The organism is Ruminiclostridium papyrosolvens DSM 2782 (assembly GCF_029318685.1).
Lineage (GTDB): Bacteria > Bacillota > Clostridia > Acetivibrionales > DSM-1351 > Ruminiclostridium > Ruminiclostridium papyrosolvens.
Window position 1 is genome coordinate 770,563 of sequence record NZ_CP119677.1, and the last position, 24,808, is coordinate 795,370.

General features: G+C 37.0%; 22 protein-coding genes and 1 pseudogene. 17 read left to right on the forward strand and 6 right to left on the reverse strand.

From position 1 onward, the window contains the following. Window positions 1–105 precede the first annotated feature (105 nt). Together asd and P0092_RS03610 are read right to left on the reverse strand one after the other, a co-directional pair. Complete coding sequence (gene asd / locus P0092_RS03605) at window positions 106–1,191, reverse strand: aspartate-semialdehyde dehydrogenase (protein ID WP_004618867.1); 1,086 nt, start codon at window positions 1,189–1,191, stop codon at window positions 106–108. A gap of 168 nt (window positions 1,192–1,359) precedes the next feature. Then, window positions 1,360–2,274, reverse strand: coding sequence for a L,D-transpeptidase (locus tag P0092_RS03610; RefSeq protein ID WP_276187073.1), 915 nt, complete (start codon window positions 2,272–2,274; stop codon window positions 1,360–1,362). 349 nt (window positions 2,275–2,623) lie between these two features. Here P0092_RS03610 and P0092_RS03615 point away from each other — a divergent pair, with 349 nt between their 5' ends. The 13 genes and pseudogenes from P0092_RS03615 to pflA all read left to right on the forward strand — a co-directional run bounded on the left by P0092_RS03615 (window position 2,624) and on the right by pflA (window position 15,816). Beyond that, the gene (locus tag P0092_RS03615; RefSeq protein ID WP_004618862.1) at window positions 2,624–3,436 is read left to right on the forward strand and encodes an ABC transporter substrate-binding protein; all 813 of its coding nucleotides are present in this window, start codon (window positions 2,624–2,626) and stop codon (window positions 3,434–3,436) included. A 93-nt stretch (window positions 3,437–3,529) separates the two neighbouring features. Then, window positions 3,530–4,197, forward strand: a pseudogene (locus P0092_RS03620) (amino acid ABC transporter permease). Beyond that, window positions 4,190–4,912 carry an amino acid ABC transporter ATP-binding protein gene (locus P0092_RS03625; protein WP_004618858.1) on the forward strand — a complete coding sequence of 241 codons (723 nt, stop codon included), beginning with the start codon at window positions 4,190–4,192 and terminating at the stop codon, window positions 4,910–4,912. Before P0092_RS03620 ends, P0092_RS03625 begins: the two are co-directional and overlap by 8 nt. 39 nt (window positions 4,913–4,951) lie before the next feature. After that, window positions 4,952–6,082 carry a beta-aspartyl-peptidase gene (gene iadA, locus P0092_RS03630; protein ID WP_004618857.1) on the forward strand — a complete coding sequence of 377 codons (1,131 nt, stop codon included), beginning with the start codon at window positions 4,952–4,954 and terminating at the stop codon, window positions 6,080–6,082. Between the two features lie 90 nt (window positions 6,083–6,172). Next, window positions 6,173–7,495 carry a M48 family metallopeptidase gene (locus P0092_RS03635; protein WP_004618855.1) on the forward strand — a complete coding sequence of 441 codons (1,323 nt, stop codon included), beginning with the start codon at window positions 6,173–6,175 and terminating at the stop codon, window positions 7,493–7,495. 62 nt (window positions 7,496–7,557) lie between these two features. Beyond that, window positions 7,558–7,932, forward strand: a complete 375-nt coding sequence (locus P0092_RS03640) for a hypothetical protein (protein ID WP_004618853.1) — start codon at window positions 7,558–7,560, stop codon at window positions 7,930–7,932. A gap of 130 nt (window positions 7,933–8,062) precedes the next feature. Next, window positions 8,063–8,746, forward strand: a complete 684-nt coding sequence (locus P0092_RS03645) for an epoxyqueuosine reductase (RefSeq protein WP_004618851.1) — start codon at window positions 8,063–8,065, stop codon at window positions 8,744–8,746. A 41-nt stretch (window positions 8,747–8,787) separates the two neighbouring features. Beyond that, on the forward strand, window positions 8,788–8,934 hold the full coding sequence (locus P0092_RS03650; RefSeq protein WP_158498413.1) for a hypothetical protein: 147 nt from the start codon (window positions 8,788–8,790) through the stop codon (window positions 8,932–8,934). A gap of 210 nt (window positions 8,935–9,144) precedes the next feature. Next, window positions 9,145–10,329 (forward strand): hypothetical protein, encoded by a 1,185-nt coding sequence (locus P0092_RS03655; RefSeq protein ID WP_004618847.1) that lies wholly within the window; start codon window positions 9,145–9,147, stop codon window positions 10,327–10,329. Window positions 10,330–10,557: 228 nt separating this feature from the next. After that, window positions 10,558–12,024, forward strand: coding sequence for a hypothetical protein (locus tag P0092_RS03660; RefSeq protein ID WP_004618844.1), 1,467 nt, complete (start codon window positions 10,558–10,560; stop codon window positions 12,022–12,024). Between the two features lie 280 nt (window positions 12,025–12,304). Further along, window positions 12,305–12,622, forward strand: a complete 318-nt coding sequence (locus P0092_RS03665; protein WP_004618843.1) for a hypothetical protein — start codon at window positions 12,305–12,307, stop codon at window positions 12,620–12,622. Window positions 12,623–12,757: 135 nt separating this feature from the next. Further along, the gene (gene pflB / locus P0092_RS03670; RefSeq protein WP_004618841.1) at window positions 12,758–14,986 is read left to right on the forward strand and encodes a formate C-acetyltransferase; all 2,229 of its coding nucleotides are present in this window, start codon (window positions 12,758–12,760) and stop codon (window positions 14,984–14,986) included. 107 nt (window positions 14,987–15,093) lie between these two features. Then, window positions 15,094–15,816, forward strand: coding sequence for a pyruvate formate-lyase-activating protein (pflA, locus tag P0092_RS03675; RefSeq protein WP_004618839.1), 723 nt, complete (start codon window positions 15,094–15,096; stop codon window positions 15,814–15,816). 5 nt (window positions 15,817–15,821) lie between these two features. Here pflA and P0092_RS03680 read toward each other — a convergent pair whose 3' ends face one another. From P0092_RS03680 to P0092_RS03695, 4 genes are all read right to left on the reverse strand, one after another. After that, window positions 15,822–16,004, reverse strand: a complete 183-nt coding sequence (locus P0092_RS03680) for a DUF6472 family protein (RefSeq protein WP_004618837.1) — start codon at window positions 16,002–16,004, stop codon at window positions 15,822–15,824. A 62-nt stretch (window positions 16,005–16,066) separates the two neighbouring features. Further along, window positions 16,067–16,525, reverse strand: a complete 459-nt coding sequence (locus tag P0092_RS03685) for a PaaI family thioesterase (RefSeq protein WP_081580240.1) — start codon at window positions 16,523–16,525, stop codon at window positions 16,067–16,069. 106 nt (window positions 16,526–16,631) lie between these two features. Further along, the gene (locus P0092_RS03690) at window positions 16,632–17,999 is read right to left on the reverse strand and encodes a sensor histidine kinase (RefSeq protein WP_004618834.1); all 1,368 of its coding nucleotides are present in this window, start codon (window positions 17,997–17,999) and stop codon (window positions 16,632–16,634) included. 20 nt (window positions 18,000–18,019) lie between these two features. Next, a complete protein-coding gene (locus P0092_RS03695) occupies window positions 18,020–18,658 on the reverse strand; it encodes a DNA-binding response regulator (protein WP_004618833.1) in 639 nt (212 codons plus the stop codon). A 291-nt stretch (window positions 18,659–18,949) separates the two neighbouring features. On the opposite strand from P0092_RS03695, the gene P0092_RS03700 reads away from it, so the two are divergent. From P0092_RS03700 to P0092_RS03715, 4 genes are all read left to right on the forward strand, one after another. Next, the gene (locus P0092_RS03700; RefSeq protein ID WP_004618830.1) at window positions 18,950–20,458 is read left to right on the forward strand and encodes a glycosyltransferase; all 1,509 of its coding nucleotides are present in this window, start codon (window positions 18,950–18,952) and stop codon (window positions 20,456–20,458) included. 27 nt (window positions 20,459–20,485) lie between these two features. Beyond that, window positions 20,486–22,510: a glycosyltransferase family 2 protein gene (locus tag P0092_RS03705; RefSeq protein WP_004618828.1), complete on the forward strand. Its 2,025-nt coding sequence runs from the start codon at window positions 20,486–20,488 to the stop codon at window positions 22,508–22,510. A 53-nt stretch (window positions 22,511–22,563) separates the two neighbouring features. Then, window positions 22,564–23,715, forward strand: a complete 1,152-nt coding sequence (locus tag P0092_RS03710; protein ID WP_004618826.1) for an HAD-IIIA family hydrolase — start codon at window positions 22,564–22,566, stop codon at window positions 23,713–23,715. Window positions 23,716–23,801: 86 nt separating this feature from the next. After that, a complete protein-coding gene (locus P0092_RS03715) occupies window positions 23,802–24,791 on the forward strand; it encodes a GHMP family kinase ATP-binding protein (protein ID WP_004618824.1) in 990 nt (329 codons plus the stop codon). The last annotated feature ends 17 nt before the right edge of the window (window positions 24,792–24,808 follow it).

Consider the following 24,808-nt stretch of genomic DNA (forward strand, 5'->3'; position numbering starts at 1 on the left):
TATAAATTTGAACATAACAAAAAAGCTAGGTTGTTCACCTAGCTCAAATATCGGCATATTATACTAAATTATTTACCTATTCTTAATAAAAATAGGTAATATTGCTTATTTTGCATGGATATATCCTTGGGACTTTAGGTACTCTGCCATTAGTACTCCGCCGCCTGCAGCACCACGTACAGTATTATGTGAGAGGCAAACAAATTTATAGTCATAAAGAGTGTCTTCACGGAGTCTTCCGGCAGTTATACCCATTCCGTTCTCGGCATCTCTGTCCAATTTGGTTTGTGGTCTGTTGTCTTCTTCGAAATATTTAATGAACTGCTTTGGAGCACTTGGCAAATCTAAAAGCTGAGGTTCACCCTTGAAGTCTTTCCACAACTCAAGTATCTCTTCTTTTGAAGGTTTGTTTTCAAAGGAAACAAATACTGCGGCAAGATGACCGTCAGTTACAGGTACTCTTATACACTGTGTAGTTATAAGAGGTGAAGAAGTCTTTACGATTTCTCCGTTCTCAACTTTACCCCAGATTTTCAATGGTTCCTGTTCGCTTTTTTCTTCTTCTCCGCCTATATAAGGTATTACATTATCGAGCATTTCAGGCCAGTCTGTGAAATTCTTTCCTGCGCCGGAAATTGCCTGGTAAGTAGTTGCAACAACATTTTTAATACCGTATTTCATTAAAGGAGTAAGAGCAGGAACATAGCTTTGGATTGAACAATTTGGCTTAACGGCAATGAAGCCGTATTTTGTTCCCAGTCTTTTTCTCTGAGCATCTATTGCCTTTACATGATCTGCATTGATTTCAGGTATTAGCATAGGTACGTCAGGAGTCCACCTGTGTGCAGAATTGTTTGAAACTACAGGAGTTTCATTTTTTGCATATTCTTCCTCAAGCTTCTTTATCTCATCCTTTTTCATATCAACTGCACAGAAAACGAAATCCACTTCATCACAAATTTCTTTAACTTGCTCTGTTGCATTTTTTACTACAATATTCTTAACGTTTTCAGGCATAGGTGTAGACATCTTCCATCTATTACCTACTGCTTCATCGTATCTCTTTCCTGCAGATTTTTCACTGGCAGCAATGGAAACAACTTCGAACCATGGATGGTTTTCAAGAAGTGAAATAAATCTTTGTCCAACCATTCCAGTACCACCGATTATACCAACTTTTAGCTTAGACATCTTTTATGCCTCCTACTCGTAGATTTTCATATTATTGAAAGGATATTGAATGGGTTTAGTCAAATAAAACAATAAAGTGTCCACCATTCGATGACATTTGTATTTGTATTGTGTATTTTATCACAATGACGTTTAAAATTCAATAATAAAAATTTTCTACGAGACTTGCTATTTGAACTGAGGTTGAGTGATGCTCCAGTTCTTTAGCTCGGTCTGAGTACCTACCCAGACAGGTGCCTTCATAGGAACCAGAGGATACAGTTCTTCCACACAGTAATTTGACATTCTCATGCATCCATGTGATATGTATTTTCCAATAGAATAAAATGAATTTGTGCCATGTATCCCATAGGAACCGTCAGTTCTGTTTATCCCCATCCAACGGGTTCCCAAAGGATTTTGCGGTGTTCCGCCTCTTACTGGTTTTGCAAATCCTCCTCCTCCCCAATCAGGGTCAATAAGCTTACAGTTAACGACATACTTGCCTGATTTAGTAAGGGTAGCGGGATTACCTACTGCAACAGCATATTTTTTCAAAACCTTTTTACCTTCATATAATGTAAGAACTCTGGTGGTCTTGTTTACTGCAATCCATCTTCCTTTAGTGGGGGCTTTTATAACATTGTCAAGATAAGCAAACTTGTTGCTTGAGAGTCTTTGTACAAGCATATTTTTTGTTGCCGTGTCGTATGTACCGGTTACACTCATATTATGATTACTTTGAAATAAAAGAAGTGCATTTCTGATATTCAGTTTTTCATCATTTTTATAAGCTTTTTTGTAGTAGCCAAGCTGCTTAATGTAATTCATGTATGTATTGGCCGTAATACTTTTTTGCAGTTGGGCTATTTTTTTCTGTAGTTTTTCCTTGGCAGCAGCCTCTTCCTTTTTCTTCTGGGCTTCCTGCTGTTTTTTTTGAGTATCAAGGGTTTTATCAAGTACGGTGGTATCAATTTTCACTGCCGACTGTGACACTTCCGGATACTGTTTTTTGTCTTTTGCATCGGCTGCACCACATACAGCTGTACTTTCAAATAGTATGGCAATCATTAGTGTGCCAATCAATAAAAGTTTTTTTATCATTATACAATCCACCTCTGATTTTTAATTATTACTATATTATAATTGGAAAAATATAGTACCGCATTAGTTCATTATATTAATATTACTGTTAAAATGAAAATTTCATTACTGTTACATTTTTTGCGATTAAAACGATTAGCACAGATAGGGGCTATCTAGCGGTGTCTCATCAAATATCTTCAAATAAAATATTTCCTGAAATCAGAGAATAAAGGAAATTTACATACACTGTAAGAAAATTACGATAGAACGAAATATTTATGCATTGTATTGAATTTTTATGCATAATAATTTATAATTGTACACATCGATGTTTTATTATGTAGAAAAATAATAGGGGGATTTCAAAATGAAGAAAGGATTATTAAAGAGGATATTCTGCTTGCTTATTGTTGCAACTATCGGAATATCCATTGCAGGTTGCGGTGGCGGAGAAACAATGAAGAGAATAGAAAAGACCGGCAAATTGGTTGTAGGTACCAGCGGAGATTATGCGCCGTATGAATATCACATGCTGGTAGATGGAAAGGATACTATAGTAGGTATCGATATTTCCATAGTAGAGGAGATTGCAAAAGACATGGGCGTTCAGTTCCAGATTGTGGATGCTGATTTCAACGGACTATTGTCATCGCTTAACACAAACAAGGTGGACATTGTAATAGCGGGTATGAATCCAGACGAAAAGAGAAAAAAATCAGTTGATTTTTCAAAGATTTATTATGAAGCAAAACAAGGTGTAATGGTAAGAGCTGAGGACAAAGACAAATATAAAACTGTTGCTGACTTAAAGGATAAAAAGGTTGGTGCACAGCTGGGAACTACACAGGAAAAAATAGTACAAGAACAGATTAAGGGTGCAAACCTTGTTTCATTAGGCAAGATACCTGATTTGGTTATGGAATTAAAGAACAAAAAAATAGATGCATTGGTGGTAGAACTTCCGGTTGCAAGCGGTTATGTTAAAAACAACAACGATTTGGCACTTACTAATGTTCCTGTAAAGGATGACACAGGAGGATCTGCTATAGCAGTTAAAAAAGGTAATTCAAACTTAGTGGACAAAATTAACAAAACCCTTGACAGACTTATGAAGGACGGATTAATAGAAAAGTTTGTTCAGGAAGCTAATGAAAAGAATGTAACATCAAAATCGAAATAATTGACATTATATGAAGGTCAAAGCTAAGGGGATGTCCATGGGCACCCCTGTGTTTTGTTTTTCGGAGAATTTTTATAATAGGGAGGGTTTAGCTTGGATTTCAGCTTTTTAAGTGAATATTGGTACTATTTTGTAAGCGGTACCGCAAACACAATAGTAATTGCAATTCTTACCGTAATACTTGGCGTTATTATAGGTACAGTTATTGCATTAATGAAGATATCTCATAACAAGGTTTTAAAGGCAGTTGCATCATCCTATATTGAGTTTATAAGGGGAACACCACTTCTAGTTCAGATAACACTTTTTTTCTATCTGATATCACTTCCGGAATTTCATATATTCGGTTTAGAATTGGAGCGATTTATCCCCGGTGTTATAGCCATGTCCGTAAACAGCGGTGCATATGTGGCTGAAATAATTCGGGCAGGTATTCAGGCAGTGGACAAAGGTCAGATGGAGGCGGCAAGGTCCATCGGTTTTACTCATGGACAGGCAATGAGATACATTGTATTGCCCCCCAGGCATTAAGAAACATTCTTCCTGCTTTAGGAAATGAGTTTGTTGTTGTAATTAAGGAATCTTCCGTATTGTCTGTTATCAGTATAAGTGAACTTATGAGAAACACAAATATTATACAAGGTGCTATTTACAGGCCTTTTGAGCCATTGGCAATTACGGCTATTATATATTTCCTATTGACCTTCAGTCTTACAAGGCTTCTGGGATATGCTGAAAGGAGGATGAGGACAAGTGATTAATGTTAAGAATCTTCATAAGAAATTTGGTAGCCTTCATGTGCTGCAGGGTATAGATGTAACCATTGAAAAGGGCGAGGTTGTAGTTGTAATCGGCCCCAGCGGTTCCGGTAAGAGTACTTTCCTCAGATGTTTGAACTTATTGGAGCAGCCTACCGGCGGTGAAATTATTTTAGAAGGAATAAATATAACTGACAAGAACAATGATATAAACAAACAAAGGCAAAAAATGGGGATGGTTTTTCAAAATTTCAACCTATTTCCACATTTATCTATTATTGACAACATAACTCTCGGGCCTGTAAAACTCAAAAATCAGACTCCTGAACAGGCAAAAGAGAATGCTATGGCACTTTTGAAGCGTATAGGATTAGAGGAAAAGGCAAATAACTATCCTGCACAGCTTTCTGGAGGACAGAAACAACGTATAGCTATTGTACGTGCCCTTGCTATGTCCCCTGATGTAATGCTTTTTGACGAGCCTACTTCAGCCCTTGACCCGGAAATGGTAGGAGAAGTTCTTGAAGTAATGAAAGAGCTTGCTGCAGAAGGAATGACAATGGTGGTTGTTACTCATGAAATGGGCTTTGCAAAAGAGGTTGGAACCAGAGTTCTATTTATGGATGAAGGTAAAATCAAGGAAGAAGCAACGCCAAATGAAATTTTTACTAATCCTAAAGATGACAGAACAAAGGAATTTTTAAGTAAGATACTATAAATAATAATAGTAAATTCTTAAAAATTGTTGGAGGCACATATGTTCAAGCTGTTAAAGGATGCAACAGTATATTCTCCGGAATTTATTGGTAATAAAGACATATTGCTTTGCTTTGACAAGGTGGCTTTAATTGAAGACAATATAAACCCTACAGGGTTTAAAGATGTTGAGATAGTTAACTGTGACGGCAAAATAGTGTTTCCGGGCTTTATAGACCTTCACGTCCATATAACAGGTGGAGGCGGTGAAGGCGGTTTTACTACAAGGACTGAGGAAGCAAAGGCAGAGGACATACTCAAGTACGGCATAACTACAGTTGTAGGAGTTCTTGGAGCAGACGGCGTTACCAGAAATATGCCCAATCTTTATGCAAAAGCACGCCAGCTGGAACTGGAGGGCCTTTCAACTTATATATATACCGGTTCATATCAGGTTCCGGTAATAACACTAACGGGAAACATACAAAACGACATGGTTTTTGTTGATAAGGTTATCGGGGTGGGTGAAATTTGTCTTGCAGACAGCAGGGCTTTTGAACCGTCTTTTGATGAAATAAGCAGAATTGCAGCTCAAACCAGAAACGGTGCCATTATTTCAGGAAAAGCCGGATTGGTGCATTTCCATCTTGGACTGGGTGAAAGTGCAATGGAGTATATGTTCAGGCTTTCAAATGAGACTTTAATACCCAAACAGCACATTCTTCCTACACATGTTAACCGTACCAAAGTACTCTTTAACAGGGCTTTGGAGTATTTAAAACAAGGCGGCAATATTGACTTGACAGCGGGTTTTATTCCATCAGACAGCGATTTGGAATGTGTTGCTACCTATGATGCATTAAGGACTGTCTTAGACAGAAATCTCGACTTTTCAGGAATCACAATCAGCTCAGATGCCTACGGAAGTGTACCAACTTTTGATGAAAACGGAAACGTGGTTTCCTCGGAGACTGTAAGCTGCAAGATTCTTTTTGACGAAGTCCGTACAGCTATTAAACACAGGGGAATTCCTGTGGAAACGGCAATAGGCATTATCACAAAAAATGCCGCTCAGAGGCTAAAAATAGACGATAGAAAGGGTACTTTGGAAGTGGGGAAAGATGCGGATTGTGTTATATGCGATAGTGCCCTGAATATAGTAAATGTTATTTCAAAGGGAAAAATGTACTAAAAAAGCTGAGTTAATACATTAAAATGCGTGGTACAATCATATAATTAACAGGTGGACATATTCCTAATAGTTAATTGGAGGTTGAGTACATTGACCAAGGATTTTCGCAAGATAATAATAGTATTTATCAGCCTGTTTGTATTATTTGCAGCAGCTGTAACAGTATCTGAAATAGTAAATTACAACCATATTCTCAGAACATACCCCCAAAGCGGGCAAATAGCCGTACCTGACACTGTTCAGGTAACAATGCCTACACAGGCGGCTTTTAATTTTCAGAAAAGCAAGGTAACAACATGGCTGATAAGACTTTTTCTCAGCTTTGCAGTGCCTGCTTTTTTTATATTTTCAAAGCTGTCTATTCACATTAGAAATTGGGCAGCGGGAAGAGCCCGTCGTTGGATTTCAATAATTATTCTATATTTCATTGTGTATTCAGTTATTGAAACACTTATCTACCTGCCTCTGGATATATATACGGGTTTTTTCAGAATGCATCAATATGGTTTGTCAAACCAGACTTTTGTTCAATGGCTGACAGATACAATCAAAAATTTCATTGTAAATACGGTTTTAACCGGGGCGATTATATGGGTTCCGTTTCTTATAATCAAAAAGTCTCCAAAGCGTTGGTGGCTATACATAGCACTAATATCAATCCCGTATCTGTTTATAGTTTCGTATATACAGCCTGTGGTAATCGACCCTATATTCAATCATTATAAGCCTGTTGAAGACAGTCAGCTAGCCTTGAAAATAGAAGATTTGCTCCATAAAACACCAATAGGTGACTGTCAGGTTTATCAGGTGGATAAAAGCAAGGAAACAAACCAGATGAATGCTTATATGACAGGGGTATTCAATACAAAGAGAATTGTCCTGTGGGACACAACAATTAATTATCTGGACACAGATGAAGTGCTGGGGGTTACAGCTCATGAAATGGGGCATTATCTTATGGGGCATGTTTGGAAATCAATAGTTTTCGGGGGCTTGGGAAGTATTCTTATTTTGTACCTAATATATAGGCTGATGGGGTATATACTTAGAAAAGCAAAAGGAAGGCTTGGTTTTGGCAAAGTCTCGGATATAGCAGCCTTTCCGCTTATAATACTTCTTATAAACATGATGATGTTTTTTACGGCACCTATAACCAATGCATACTCACGTAGTATGGAAACTGAGGCAGACCGCTTTGAACTGGAGCTTACAAGGAATAACTTTGCTACTGCAACAGCAACTGTGAAACTTCATCAGCAAAGTCTTACAATGCCTGAACCCGGTTCTGTTTATATGCTTTGGACTTATGACCACCCTACTTTTAAATCCAGAGTTGATTTTGCCAATAATTATAGACCTTGGGAAAACGGGCAGCCTCTGAAATATCAGAAATTCATCAAAGAAGGAAAATAACAGGTAGTGGTAGAAGTAATAAAAGGTTTTTGATTTTTACGTTTCGGAGGAGAAAATAAATAATGGAAATTTTAAAGGGACTTGGTATTTTAAACGCATCTTTCTTGGTTCCGGTTATTGTGGTGGTTCTTGTTATACTTATTATTGCAAAGGTAGCGAAAAGTCTGCTGAAGCTTGGCATACTTATTGCAGTCATAGCAATCGGAGTGGTAATCTATTTTAATCTTCCCAGCTTTACGGTAGATAACGGTACAGCTACCCTAAAGCTCATGGGACAGGAGCATACAATAAATGCTAAAACTGCAAAGGTTATTACCGAGGATAAGGATGGCAAAAAACAGACAGTGCTTGTTTCAGGAACAGAAAGGATTGTTCTGCCGTTCAGTAAAGACTTTGCAGAGAAATTTATAATTGAAAAGCTTAAAGACAGTAAATAATTGCTTAATCAAAAACTATTAAGTATGCGGTTTTGATGATTGATACATGGGCGCAGTGGATGCGAGGACACCCGGCAGAGCATCCTTTAGTGGTATATATTATGGCACCAGAATATAGAAAGGTAAACGTATGATTATAGACATAAATAGAGAAACTGACAGGATAAAGACGATTCTGTTATCTCTTGGGGCTGATGATTGCGGGTTTGTTTCACTTGAGGAGCAGTCTTCCATTTCATGGCACATGAGGGCTGACGATGTTTTACCGGGTGTAAAAACGATTATAGTATTTTATAAAAAATTCCCCAGGTACTTCTATACTGCCGAAGACAGGGAATGCTATAACAAGGATTTCTGCAAAATGATTTCTTCCGTGGATATGATATCACAGATGTTAGCCCAAGAAATCATATCCAAGGGGTTTCAAGCAATAGCCATTGCTGCAGACGATGAGGTGGAGCCGGACTGGGGAGCAGTTTCTCTCAGGCATTATGCCGTTCTTGCCGGACTGGGCAGCATCGGCAAAAATAAGCTGTTGCTAACTCCACGCTTTGGAAGTATGGTGGAACTTGGTGCGGTCATGACTGATATGCCTCTTCATGGAGATGCTCCTATCGAAAAAGAAATTTGTATTTCCGGCTGTGCCCGGTGTATACAGGCATGTCCTCAACAGGCTTTAGGCGGTGGCGAAACAAAAGCAGACCACTGCAAAGAAACTGTATATTTAAATGAAGACGGGGACTCTATAAGCGGGTGTTGGCTATGTCGGTCTTCATGCCCGCTAAATATCAGTTTTGGAAAAAACAATATATAGAGTTCTGTGAGGATATGACCTCAATAGCTGAAGGTAAAAAAATGAAAGCTCAAAATATTAAAATTAACAGCATCCCTGCAATCATTTGGGGCGATGAATCAGACAAGTTATATATTCATGTTCACGGAAAAATGTCTTGTAAAGAACATGCAGAGAGCTTTGCTGAAATAGAAGTTGACAGTAGCTGAAAACAGCGAGCATCCTTTTATGGAAAAAGAGGATATAAATATAGTGCATACATGGCTTGAAGAAAACATATAAGTGATAGTCGCAGTGCTGTCATATCAGAATTATCGAAATAGCTGGTGGGATATATTAATGTGTTATTAGATGTAGTAAAATAATGGTATAAATACAAAAAAAGTTTGGAAATTAAGTTTGTGTTGGAGGTGTTAGTATTGAAATTATCGAAATGCTTAATCACGGCTGTTACTCTTTTAATTGTATTGCTTTGCTTGACCTGCAGAAATGTATATGCAGACGATACTTGCCTTGGAAGAATGCCTGACGGGGTATTCCCCATAGGAGAAGACGATATAAGAATGGAGGAGGAAACAGTAGTTGTTGATTTGAAAAATAACACGGCTCAGTGTGAATTCCATTTTTATAATTCAGGAAAGCACAAAACAATATTGATGGGATTTCCAAGTGTACTAACAGATGATAATGACATTTCACAACCCGTCAATCTTGAAGTTCATAATTTTAAGGCATACATCGGGGGTAAAAAGATTGCTGTAAAAAAAGAAAAGAATACTCCCAAAAAAGACTCGGATAAACCATATGATAAGTTCAGCCAATGGTATACTTTTAAAGTGAATATAAAACCCGGCCAAAGAATCATTGTTAAAAATACATATTCGTTTAACCCGACATATGATTCTATATCAAATATTTTTTCGGGCTATGTAATACGTACGGGTGCGGCTTGGAAAGGCACAATAGGCAAGGCAAAAGTAACATTTAAACTGGGAGACATGCAGCCGTATTACATTACTGATCTGTATCCCGGTAATTATAAATTTGTAGGAAATGAACTTGTTTGGGAAAACTCAAATTTTGAACCAACCTATGATTTGAGCGTTATATATAATGAAAGCCGCTTCAAAAACAGCAAGAAGTATTTGGATAATTATGGCGGTGACATTGAAGACATAAACAAAATAGTAAAGCAGTTCAAGGAAGCAGACCAATTGGCTAAACAAAAAAATAATAAAGAGTTGATAAAACGTTATAATGAGGCAATAGCAGCCCATCAGAACGTTCTGGCTGTGTATATAAAAAGTAAACTTCCTGATGGTTTGGTTAAAGAAAAAACATCAATAGGTGACATACATATTGAGAAGAGAGAAGATGGGGATTTTTATATCGGATGTGACATTTTGGGTATACCTGAACAGCAGTCTAAAATAACCGTTACTCATATTGATAAAAATGGTAAAAAAATCGTTGATGCAGAGAGCAGTAACTATTTTATCTGTCATTTAGAAGCATCGGTTAATTATGAGATTTTGTGCCAGGTTACGGACTGGAAGGGTAAAATTATAGAGAAAAGCACTAAATATTTTGCACCTCCGTCATAGGAAGGCATACCTGATACCAAGCATATTAAATAAATTACATATATGGGTGATATTGACAATAATCTAGGCAATAGATAAACTCAAAAAGTACAGTGTTTAGTCACAATGTAAGTCTTGCAACGAAGGGAGGGTGCTGTACTGCTTTTTTATATTTGCTAAATAAAGTTTTTTCCTCATAACTTCAAGATAGTCGGACGACTAACTATATACAACAAGGAGAGATTTTATATGAACTTTAGTAAAAAGAAATTGCTGTCATTGCTGATGGTTGTTTCAATGTCATTAGCCATTGTTTGCCCAATGAATGTACTTGCAGCAGAAAATACGGATGCAAAAATGCATGTTGAGTATTCGCCAAATAAAGAAATAAAGAGTCAGGAAGCTGTACAGGTTACAAATTTAGCTTCTGCTGAAAATATGGCCGTGCCCAATAAGCTGGAGAAGAAAGTTGATATTTCACGTATCAAGAAGGGAAGACTGCAGAGTGCTGCTGGGAAAGCAGCAACTTCAGATTCAGAAGTTGCTGCCCAATCAACAGTTGTGGCAGGTACTGTAAGCGGAACTTTATCTGCAACAGGTGACGCAAAAATATATTCTCTGAATTTACAGCCGGGAATATACCTTCAAGCACAGTTGACAACTCCTGCAAATCCTAATTTGGATTATGATTTATATTTGCTGGATTCACAAGGAAATATTCTGCGTGGCTCAGAATACTTCACACAGATTAACGGAACCAGCGGAACCTTGCCGGAAGCTCTGGGGTATATAACCTCAGGTGATGCAACGGCTACATATTATTTATATGTTCACTCTTCAAACGGCGGAAGTGTAAGTGAAACATTTAAATTAGATTATTCAGTAAGCAGTGCTTGTGATAACTACGAAATAGATGAGCATGCAAGTCAGGCGCTTGCATTTACATATGGAACAGCTGGGGCATATGTAAACACAAGAAACTTGAGTTCACCGATAGACAACGATTGGTACGCTATCACAGTACCAAGCAGCAGAATATATGACAAATTACAGATTACAGCCACTACTGCGTCTGCCAATACCTGTTCAGTTCAGGTATATAAGAATGCTTCAACATCAGGACTTGCTATGCAGATGGTAAATCCAAGCGGTAATAATTTCTCTGTTGGCACCGGAACATATTATATAAGGGTGTGCAATGCAAAAACCATGGAAGAATATAACGATGCAGATATTCAGAACTATACATTGACAGTTACTCCCATATTAAGAGCAGACACTATTACAATTACAGATTTAAACGGAACAGAAGGCTTGAATTATGTAGTTAACTATCCAGGCTATGGAGCACATTTCAGGACAGGCACAGGAACGTTAACAATTTCAGGTGTTGCAACTGTAAAAGACCCTGCTACAAATGTTACATATGCCGTTGCAGGAGTGGGAGTTACAGGAATGTACTATAATCCGTACTGGGACAGAAATAACACACCTTCAAATGCTGTCAGAACCGGTACCGGTATAACTGATTCGTCAGGCAGATTTAATATTTCAATTGGTTTGCCTTCGGGAGTGGGTGGTGAAATGCACGATTCAGGTGTTTCCTATCAGTATTTCGATGTATGCGGAGTTCAGGCGTATATGAGCGATAATACAAACGTAAGAGACGAGGAGACCATTTTTCACCTTGCATATTCAATGTATCATGGTTTTTAGTCTAAAATATATTAAGCGACATTAAGTCCCAAATGAGTTAAATAGGAATAAGCAGATATTAAAAGCAGAATATTTATTGCTGAAAAAGCATCTAAAGTGAGTATCGCCAGACTACTTGAGAAGTGGTGGGTGATACTCTTCTTTTTTAGGAGAAAGTTAAATTGAGTAAAGTAATAGTCATAATTTCATGAAAGTGTTGCTCTTTAAGGATTGCTAATTTTACATAAATTCTATTAAATGTTAAACTTTAACTAAAATATCAGTGTGAAAGGAATACTTTATGAATTACATATTTATTTTTTCCGGGATAGCTTTTTTAATAGCTTTAATACATTCGTTAGTCAAGGTTTTCTTTTTAGAAGAAAAATGGGAGACACTAATCTTTTCTAATGGATTTGATAATAAAAATATGTTAGAAATATACTCTTATTTAACGTCTGAAGGTATAAAATGTATAATTGTAAACTTAGAAAGTTCTTCTTCAAGGGAGGTTGCAAGTACTAGAAACATTGTGCCACAAAGACTTGATATTCATAAAAGCCATATACAAAAAGCCCGTCAACTGATATACAAAAAGTATGGAAATACCTTGGGATAGTCAGTTTGATGTTTTGTCATAATAATATGTTACATCTATTTTTAACCGTGCTAATAATTCCCAGTAATTTTGTTGGTTTTCACTTCTTATTTTGGGTATAAATATAATAACACAATATAAAAAGAGGTGTTTACAATGGACGCATGGAGATATTTCAAAAACGGAAATTGGTCCGAGGAAATAGATGTAAGGGATTTTATAGTAAATAATTATACACCATATGAGGGGGATGCTTCCTTTTTAAAGGGTCCGACGGAAAGGACACAAAAACTTTGGAAGAAAGTCAGTGACAAACTGGAGGAGGAAAGAAAGAACGGAGGAGTTCTTGATGTTGATACAAAAATAATATCAACAATGACTTCTCATGACCCCGGGTATATAGATAAAGAACTGGAAAAAATTGTAGGATTACAGACTGACCAACCTTTGAAAAGGGGTATAATGCCATTTGGTGGAATCAGAATGGTGGTAAAGGGCGGTGAGGCTTATGGTAAAAAGATTGATGAAAGTGTTGTTAAGCTTTTTACTGAGTACCGCAAAACTCATAATGATGGTGTCTACGATGTATATACTCCTGAAATGATGAGAGCAAAAAAAGCAGGAATTATAACCGGGCTGCCGGATGCATACGGTAGAGGAAGAATAATCGGGGATTACAGAAGGGTTGCACTGTATGGGGTTGACAGACTTATTGACGATAAACAGAAGCAGCTGACAAGTCTTGAAATGGATTATATGGACAGTGAGACCATTCAGGAGAGGGAAGAAACAAAAAGTCAGATAAAAGCCCTTGAGTACTTAAAACAAATGGCAGAAATGTATGGCTTTGATATTTCAAGGCCTGCTGAAACCGCACAGGAAGCCTTCCAATGGTTGTATTTTGGTTTCTTGGGAGCAGTAAAGGAGCAGAACGGTGCCGCTATGAGTCTCGGCAGAGTTTCAACCTTCCTTGATATTTATATAGAGAGGGATATAAAGGAGGGCGTACTTACGGAGGAGGAGGCTCAGGAACTTGTGGACCACTTTGTTATGAAACTCAGATTAGTAAGATTTCTAAGGACTCCCGAATACGAAAAACTGTTTTCCGGCGACCCTACATGGGTAACTGAGAGTATAGGAGGTATGGGCCTTGACGGACGTACGCTGGTAACCAAGAATTCCTTTAGGATGCTGCATACCTTGTTTAATCTGGGACACGCACCTGAACCAAATTTAACGGTTCTATGGTCAGTACATCTTCCTGACGGTTTTAAAAAATACTGCTCATATGTTTCCATTAACACAAGCTCTATTCAATATGAGAGCGACGACATAATGAGGTATTACTGGGGCGATGACTATGGTATAGCATGCTGTGTTTCGGCTATGAGAATTGGAAAGCAGATGCAGTTCTTCGGAGCCCGTTGCAATATGGCAAAAGCTTTGCTGTATGCAATTAACGGAGGCCGTGACGAAAAATCAGGGGTTCAGGTAGGGCCTATAATGCAGGCAGTTGAGACTGAATATCTTGATTATGATGATGTAATGAAGAGATTCGATGCAGTACTTACATGGGTTGCAAAGCTTTACATCAACACTCTGAATATTATACACTATATGCACGACAAGTATGCATATGAAAGACTACAGATGTCTTTGCATGACAAGGATATATTAAGAACTATGGCATGTGGAATAGCAGGATTATCAGTAGTTGCAGACTCACTGAGCGCTATCAAGTATGCAAAGGTAAAGGTAATAAGGAATGAAGATGGGCTTGCTACCGACTATGATATAGAAGGAGATTACCCGAAGTTTGGAAACAATGACGACCGTGTAGACAATATAGCAGTAATGCTGGTTAAACGTTTTATGGAAAAATTGGAAAAACAGAGGACTTACAGACATTCTGTTCCAACTCTTTCAGTACTCACTATTACATCAAATGTTGTATACGGAGCGAAGACAGGAAATACACCTGACGGAAGAAAAGCAGGAGAACCCTTCGGACCGGGTGCAAACCCAATGCACGGAAGGGACTTGAATGGAGCACTTGCAGTACTTCAGTCAATTTCAAAGCTGCCTTACCAGTTTGCACAGGACGGTATATCTTATACATTCTCCATAATCCCAAAAGCACTGGGAAGAGAGGAAGATACCAGGATAAGTAACCTTTCGTCAATGTTAGACTCCTACTTTAAGGAAGGCGGACATCACATTAATATTAATGTTTTTGAAAGGGAAATGCTTATGGATGCAATGGAGCATCCTGAAAAGTATCCTCAGCTTACAATAAGGGTTTCCGGTTATGCGGTAAACTTTATAAAATTGACAAGAGAACAGCAGCTTGATGTAATTAACAGAACTATACACGAAAATATATAGTTTCAGCCGGACAGGTTCCGAGGGATAAGAGTGACAAATTAATTTCCTTGGAATCTGCTAAGGATTAATTTTCATACGGGGTTGCAAGTTTTAAGGAGGTAATTCTGATGGAAATCAAAGGAAGAGTACACTCATTTGAAACCTTCGGGACTGTAGATGGTCCCGGAATAAGATTTATAGTATTTTTAAAAGGTTGTCCCCTGAGATGCAAGTACTGTCATAACAGAGACGCATGGAGCTCCGAGGGAGCAAAACTGTATACCCCTCAGGAGGTTATGAAGGAATTACTCAAATACAAGAACTTTATAGAAGCCTCACATGGAGGAATAACAGTCAGCGGAGGAGAGCCGTTAATACAGCAGGATTTTGTAAGGGAGCTGTTTAAGCTGTGCCGTGAAGCGGGGATACATACTGCTGTGGACACTTCCGGCTATGTCAATGTTGAAGATGTAAAGGAAACACTTGAATATACAGACCTTGTACTTCTGGACTTAAAACAGGCAAATGCAAAGAAGCATTTGGACTTGACAGGTGTTGAAAATGAGCGAATAAAGCTGTTTACAAGCTATCTCGGTGAAATAGGAAAACCGGTCTGGATAAGATACGTCCTTGTTCCGGGTTATACCGACAATGAAGAAGACTTGCTGGCGGCATACAATTATTTAAAGGGATTCAAAAATATAGAAAAAATAGAGGTTCTTCCGTACCACTCAATGGGAAAAGTGAAATGGGAGAAGCTGAATGTTGAGTACCCTCTGGAAGGAGTGCCCTCCCCTTCACAAGAAGAAGTGGACAGAGCAAAAAACATTCTGACCACGGGAAAACCGTAGAAATTTTACATCTGTTTTCTTACGGTTTTGTATTCATCATTAAATTGAAAGTAGGGGCAGCTGTTAAAGGCTTTTGTCATAAACCTTAGCATTTCATCCTCGTCCAGATTTACCTGACAGTAATAAGAGCTGTATTCTTCGTCGTACAGGTAATTTATACAGCAATCACAGTTTGATTTAGTTTTCATCAGCAAAATCCTCCTATAATATAGTTAGATAGTCCACTGGCAAAATGTCTCATGATTTAAAATCATTGAGGCATTTTGCTTAGTACAGGGTAATCGTTTTCGCAAAAATTACCAGTTACAAAATATGATGCCTGAGAACGGACAAGAAGCTGGTTATCTTCATTGAATATCTGGCCGGAAGCTCTCATAATGGTTTTACCATTGCTTACTACCTCGCCTACCGCAGTCAGGCTGCAACCTACGGGTGAATTTTTAATATAGCTGTTGCTCATATCAATTGTTACAACCCGCTTTTTAAGCGTAATACAGGAAACACCCATAACTATATCAGATAATGAAGCCAGAGTACCTCCATGAACAAAGCCATAGATATTACAGTGCTTGTCTGTGATTTTTGTTTTACATGTAAATCTCCCTTCAGACAAATCAACTATTTCAAGCTTAAGGAAATTTTCAAGTATGGGACTTTTGTATGTTTCCAATAAATATTTATATAGCCATGAAAGATGTTCCTGCATTATGTGCCTCCATTAAATTGTTAAGTTTTAATAGCTAACTATTACCATATATTAAAAAATGCTTTATTGTCAAGAAGCTATGGTGTAAAGAAAATAAAATGATGCAATATTATTTGCCTATATATTTTTTCCTATGTATTGGGAAATACAAGGACACTGAAGTTCCATGTCCTACATTGCTTGATATTTCTAAGAAGCCGTTATGCTTTTTCATTACATTATAGCAGTAGGAAAGGCCAAGACCAAAATTTGAATCTTTGTTCTTAGTGGTAAAGAATGGTAAAATTACACTTGAAATTTTATTAGAGGGTATTCCAATTCCCGTATCTTGAATTTTTATGAAAATAAATTTTTTACTAGTACCCGTTGAAACTCTTATTTCACCATTTTCTCCAATGGCCTCAATGGAGTTTCTGAGTACATTATTTATTACTTCTATTGTATGTGTTTCATCGCAAAGAAGCTGGATATTGCTGTCGTAATTCTTGAAAATATCGATACTGGCTTGTTTTATATCAATTTCATTTAAATTGATTGCAGAGTCAATTATATCTTTAAGAGATACTAATTTTTTACTTAATATAATATCCCTTGTGTTTTTCATTGTTCTATTCATCAAATTGGATAAATGCGAAAGTGAGTTTCTAATAATTATAACGCTTTTTTCTATAATATCATTCTGCGTGATGTTGTTTTCTTGTATGGAATCAGCACACATAGAAATCTTTGAAATTTCACTTTTCAATGAATGATTAATTATACTGATTCCCGGATAAGCAGGTTTCATTGAAGTTTCAATATCTTTTTTTTCAATTTTGATTTTTATTCCCATAATCCCATGCTTCATAGCTAAAAATATAGCAATGAGCACTGAAACGAAAGCAATTAAATCATGATAATTCCAGATTGAGAAGTTCTTACAAAGTACCAGAATATAGTCTGTATAGACTGTTAGGGAGGTTCCCGGAATCAAAGTGATGCAGACAATAAGAGCTTCTGCTTTTATATCGGCTTTTATATAGGAGTAAATAAGGAATGAATTGGATAATATTATATAAATGCCGGCCCATACTACAATAATTATCAAACTGGGATTTACCTTGGGGTAGACATTAAAGATGAGGTAAAAAAGTATGATTGGCATTAAAAAAATAAGATAAATTTTTCTTTTATGCTTTAAAAAAAATGCATTTGCGGACAGGGCGTGGGTCATGCTAAACATTAAAAAGGAATATGGAAAGAAATAAAAAGAATAGGTATCAAGGAGATAGAGCGGTAAATATTTCACACTTGAGGATTTAAAGTATTCTTTCGGAAGCATATTGCTGCCAAAAGTTTCTTTTACATAATGAGCTACCAGTCCGCCAATAACACAAGTAAACAGTGCAAAGCATATCCATCGATACTTACTATCTTTTGGATTTAAACTTAGAAATATAAGACCAAATACCAGCATTAATGAATATACGATAAACACAGTCCATGCCTCTTAACTCTTTAAGATTTGTTTTTGTAAAAACCTCTCATAGTTATTTTTTCAACGGCTTCCTTACTACTGCTTACCCCAAATTTTTTAATTATTTTATTGATTTGACATCGCAGAGTTCCCTGTGATTTATATAGAATTTTTGCAATTTTTGACTGAGTATATCCTTGTTGTATTAAATTTATGATTTCTCTTTCGGATTTGGTTAGAATATCCAGCATTTTCTCCTCTTGTTGTTTTGCAAAGCTTTTAGCAAGTATTTCAGTGGGGCAGCACCGATTAAAAACAGTTCTTATTGTGTAGGGAATTTGCTTATAATCGGTTTTAAGGACATAATTTATTGCACCTGCAGTAAAAGAATCAATTATTGACTTTTCTTCATTCAAACATGTAAGCATAATTATTTTTAAGTTTTCATAGAGATGTAAAATTTCAGCTGCTATGTATATTCCATCGTATTTGTTTTGATTTAAAATAATATCTAAAAGCACTATGTCAATATCTTTTCTCTCTTGCAATAGTTCACTCAAATCCTGGCGGTTTACGGCGGTTCCTACAATTGATATATCTTCACAACTATTTAAATACAATTTTATAGATTCAATCCAGTCTATATCGTCGTCAAGTATTGCAATTTTTATTTTACACATAACATGAAGTTTGACTCCTTCTTAATATACTAATAAATACAAATAAATACTAATATATACACAATATAGCATATGTTGGTTAATTTTGTAATCATCCAAATTCATAAATTATGACTTTCCGGTTTAAATTTGTAAGGCACACTTAAAAATATAATATTCATGGGGGGTATATAAAAAATATATGTTACATTTTGGAAATTTTACTTATATAATTTGTTTATCGAAAACACCTGATTGCGTTTGGTGTTGAATGGACGTAAGTCCAGAAAAGTCAGGTTAGGTGGATCAATTATGGATATTATTAATATAGTCTCAGCTTGTGATAATAATTATGCCCAGCATCTGGGAGTAATGATAACATCTCTTTTGGAGAATACGGCAGTAAGAGAAAATGTGGATTTTTTTGTGATAGATGGAGGCATCAGTAGTCGGAATAAGGAATGTCTGCGTGCTTGTGTTGAAAAGTATGGCTCACGAATTAGATTTTTAGAACTTAAACCTGAATTGTATCAGGATTTTAAAACACAATCATACTTTGGCTATGTGACATATTTTCGCATATTTATACCTGAAATTGTTGAGGCTTCGGTCAGGAAAGTCATATACCTTGATTGTGATATAGTCATTAAAGGTGACATCCGCAAACTATGGGAAAATGACATTTCCGAATACTTTGTGGCGGCGGTTGAGGATGTTGGCATTGATATTGGCGGAAATTTCGCAACCATGGTGAAAAAACACATTGGTATTCCGAGAAAAGGTAAATATTTTAATGCCGGGGTTTTATTAATTAATCTGGACAAATGGCGGGCTGACAAAACTACTGAGACAATAAGAAAATACTTGATTGAAAACAGGGAAAAAATATACTTTGCGGATCAGGATGGTCTAAATGCTGTTTTCAAAGACAGATGGCTGAAATTACCCATAGAGTGGAATCAACAGGCGGATATTCTGGAGCTTTTAAAAAGAAATAGAATTGACAGGCCTGACGTGATGAAGGCGGCTCTCAATCCCATGATTATTCACTATACAAAGCAGGTTAAGCCATGGCAATATAAAGATTGTCATCCATTAAAGGAGGAATATCACAGGTATCTTCGCCTAACTCCATGGAATGATACTGCTCCAAAGGTTACTATTGTAGATGTACTTGGAAAATTCCTTGGGAAGACTCCGATTGGAAGGGGTTTCTACCTGTATAAGAAGAAAATTAGAGATTACTTTATTATAGACAAGAGTTATTTTTCGGATAAATTGGTTGAATCCAAATTATTCAAGCTGATATACTCTTTGCTTTTTCCATTAATTTACACATATCTAAGACTTTTCTCAAGGCTTACGGTCCGTTCTTATTACATCCAAAATGAAAAACCTGCGGAAAATATAGCATCTGCCCTGGGAAGGCTGATTTGTGCAGCTCTTATTCCTGTCAGGTACACAATTCCTCGAGCCTTGAAGGAAGCCTCCCGAAAATACGCACTCTCTGATAAGTATACATGCCCCTGTTGTGGCTACAAATCATTTACAAAAGAGGCAATAGAGTCACATGAAGCCTGTAGAGTCTGCTACTGGGAGTATGACTCCCAACAGCATGAAAATCCCTATTTTGACGGAGGCGCAAATGAAGTATCTCTGGTGCAGGCTCAGCATAATTTCATCCAGTTTGGGGCGACGGAAAGAAGGTTTACACATTTAATTTATTATTATAACCACGCACCATATTTGTTTTACAAAAAGGATAAGAACTGGCATCTTGTAGCCGGAAACTTAATGGAAAAGCAGAATCAGGGATATTAATTTAAAAGCTATCTGGGGGAATAGAAAATGGAAGCTAAAAAGCAGATAAAATATTGTATTATAACAAATGATGATGATATGCATACTCAAAAAAAAGAAATAGAAGCTGTCGGGTTCTATCAGTGGCTGAATGTATTCCAAGGACATATTTTCAAGGCAGGCCAAATAATAAGCCGTCTCAAAGACACTGATTTTGATATAATTCATGTACAATTAACACCAGAAAACCTTCCTGTTATACATTCAATAAGGGGCAGAATCGGTTATAGGTCAAAGACCAAGCTTGTTGTCAGTATGGATATTCCGGTAAAATGCTGGAAAAAATACTTCATTGATTTTTTAGAATTGACTGATGCTGTACAAAAAGCGGATTTTGTTTTTGCAACGGAATACAGCATATCAAGAAGACTGGAAGCATTAACAGGCGCACAGGTATATGAACTGGCATACCCGGCAGATATACAAAAAATCAAGACATACTGCTCCGGGAATAATTCTCAAAAAAATAAGTATATAAATGTTATACATTCAGGCAAGCTAAATAACCTTTTCAGGGTTAAGAGGTTTGTAAAGAAATATAATATGAGGCTCAGGGTGGTTTTTTATAAGAACGGGAACAAAAAATTAATTCGGAAATTAATGAAATATAATATTGAAACTGTTCAATGCAATAACGAAGAGGAATACTGCAAAGCATTAAATGAAAGTGCAGCACTTATAGATACCAATAGGTATCCCAACTATGGTAAGAGCATTATTTATGCTGCTGCCATGGGGATAATAGTAATCGGGAATCAATTATCGGATGCATCCAGACGCTGCTATCCCTTTACATGGACCAAAAGAAATTTACTGACAGCATTAAAAGTAGTGTTAGATATGCAAAAACATAACGGTGAAATGCTGAATTTCGTTTCAGAGAACGCACGTTCAAAAGTAGAATGTTACAATTGGTATAATATAGGAGAACGCTTTCTTCAGATGCTTTCCGGTAAGACTCAAGACAAAAAATTCTTAAAGCATGTCCGTAATTTCGGCACCGACCCTGACAGAACTGTATTTTACAGAGATATCCCTCACATGTTTGGAGACAAAGCCATTAATTTGGAAAAGAATGAGTTGGCTGTGGTTTGTCTTCTCAAAGACGGAATGGATTATTTGGAAGATTTTTTGGAGCATTATAATAATCTGGGGGTAAAACATTTTGTATTTATTGATGATAATTCTACCGATGGTACCGTAGAGTTTCTAAAAGGCAAACCCAATGTTACCGTTTATCAGGTAAATATAAAGCCTTCTATGGTATATGAAAGTGAAATAAGGAGAGCCATTATACAGAGCCTCTTTGATAACTGCTGGTGTCTGTGCGTGGATGTGGATGAGCTGTTTGACTACCCCTATTCTGATAGGATTTCTCTGGCACAATTTTTAGACTATCTTAACAAAAACGAATATACCGCAGTTGTTGCCTATATGCTGGATATGTTTTCAAAAAACAGCAGGGTTTTAGATACGAACTATACAGATCGACTTGCAGATAAATATTGTTATTATGATATTTCTCAAGTCAAAAAGGGAAAATATTTTAAGCACAACCTCAACTTTTGCAACTATAACGTACTTTCGGACAAGGGAATGAAATATTATTACGGAGGTATACGCAGAAAGCTGTTTGGAAAAATCGTAATCAATAAAAAGGAAATTCCTCGTTATTTACTGATAAAGCATCCGTTGATGTTCATAGACCGTAAAATTGAGCCCATAACAAATCCTCATTTTTGTAACAAAGCACATATCGCAGATGTAAATGGACTTTTAAAACACTATAAATTCACAGATTCATTTATAGACAAGCTTAATGCAGAGCGGGATTACAGTTTTTTCGGAAGAATAGAGCACAATGAGTACTCGAAAATACTGCAAGGGAAAGAAAACATAAATTTCTATTCTAGTGATTCAAAAAAATTGGAGGATATGGAATATTTAATTAAATCACACTTTTTACAGGTTTCGGGGAGATACTTGAATTATGTAAAGCAACAGGGGACTTAGTTTTCAATTTTAATATTATTCAAAAATATATTTAATAGGAAGGGAGCATCAAAGTGACAAAAACAATTGAAGCTTATCTCACGAAAGCATCAAAACTTACAGCTTCCGTTGAGCAATCCGCTTTTTATACTATTTTAGATGAAATTAAGCGAGTTTTAAAGAGAAGGCATACTGTATTTATTATCGGTAATGGCACAAGTGCTGCTACAGCCTGTCATTTTGCAAATGACTTAATGAAAAATGCAGGAGGGATAATAGCCGGCAAGCTTGGATTTGGTATTAAAGTCATTGCACTACCGGAGAATATGCCATTTTTCACGGCAGTATCCAACGACATATGTTTGGAGCAGACATATACTCAATATCTGCGTGCGTATGCTTCGGCAGGTGATCTGGTTATGATATTTTCTTCCGGTACTCCACACAGAAATTTGATAGAAGCAGCAAAATTCAGTTATACAAGGGGGCTGCGAGTTGTTTCAATTACAGGGCAAGTACCGGGGACACTGGAAGAAAACTCCCATGTGCTGTATCACATTGGGAGCAGTATACCGGAACATGTTGAAGACATGCAGGAATTTTTGTGCCATAGTTGGGCAATCCTGCTGCGGGAAGAACTCACCCAGCCGGTAGTATTTCTTGACAGGGATGGAGTTATCAATGAGGACAGACCTGATTACATAAAGAGCTGGAATGAATTTAATTTTCTTCCCGGAGTGGCAGATGCAATTAACAAGCTTAATGAAAAAGGTTATGCAGTAGTAGTCGTAACGAATCAGTCTGCAATTGGGCAAAAAATTATCAGTGAAGAAACGTTGGAGGAAATTCATAAAAGAATGTGCGAAGCTTTGTTACAACAAGGTGCAATTATCAGCAAAATATACTATTGCCCACATACCTCCTCTGAAAACTGTACTTGCCGAAAACCGCAAAACGGATTGATTACAAAGGCATTTGATGAACTGCCGTTGGATATGGAAAATGGCATTTTAATAGGAGACAGGCTTACAGATATCGAAGCAGGTCTTAAATCTTCACTTACCACAATTTTATTGACACACGGCCGGAAGCACCGGGACATTATAAAGGCAACACCCCATTATTCGGCAAGGGATTTGACAGGGGCAGTTCAGTTAATACTTAGTGATGAATTCAAACCAAATATCAATAAGGAGGGGATATGCAAAGTAAGTCAGTTATTATGAAACCCGGATTGAGTGGTTAGCAGACAACAGTAGTATCTCAGCTCATTGCTGCAGAGGTGCACGATGATGAAAAGGGAGGAGAGATTTTGGTTATTTCAAAAACACCGCTAAGAATTAGCTTTTTTGGCGGAGGTACTGATATGCAACAGTTCTGGAGGGAAGAAGAAGGGTGTGTTCTTAGCTGCTCTATAAACAAATACATCCATGTCATTGTTAATAAAAGCTTTGACCGGTTAATACACATTAAATATTTTGAACAAGAGGATGTTGATTCCATAGATAAAATAAAACATGATTTGGTACGTGAAACAATGCGTAAAGCGGGAATTAAAGGTGGAGTCGAAGTTGTGATTCTATCGGATATCCCTCATACCGGGAGTGGTTTAGGGTCTTCCAGCACTTTAACAGTGGGACTGCTTAATGCATTCTATACATATTGCGGAAAGAAGGTTTCTAAAGAGATCTTGGCGCAGCAGGCATGCGAAATTGAAATTGATATCCTTGGCAAGCCTATCGGAAAACAGGATCAATATATAGCTGCATATGGGGGATTGAACAAAATAGTATTTAAACCCAATGGGAGTGTACAGGTGCAACAAGTTGAACCTATATATAACATGTTACCGGCTTTACGAAAGTATTTACTGTTGTTCTATACCGGAATCGGACATAAATCAGAAGATATTCTTGAAGAACAAACAAGACTTATTACCCACACAAGGCCTGTTTTGAGGAAAATAAAAGAACAGGTTAATGATGCTTTGAAAATTTTGTCCGGGGAAGACCTTGAGAAACTGGGAACATTAATGCAGGAGGGTTGGAGATTAAAATGCCAACTTGCAAGCAAAATAAGCAACAACTTTCTTAACGAGTTAATTGAAAGAGCTTTCAAGGCAGGGGCTATGGGTGCAAAGATTACAGGGGCAGGTGGAGGCGGATTCCTTCTCCTTATCTGCAAACCGGAATTACAGGATTCTGTTCGCAATAAACTGGGTGATTTAAAAGAATTCAGCTTCGATTTGGAAGCAGGTGGAACCGAGATATTGATGGATAGTGAAAACTTGCGGTTTGCATAAAAGTAATCGAGAGAAAA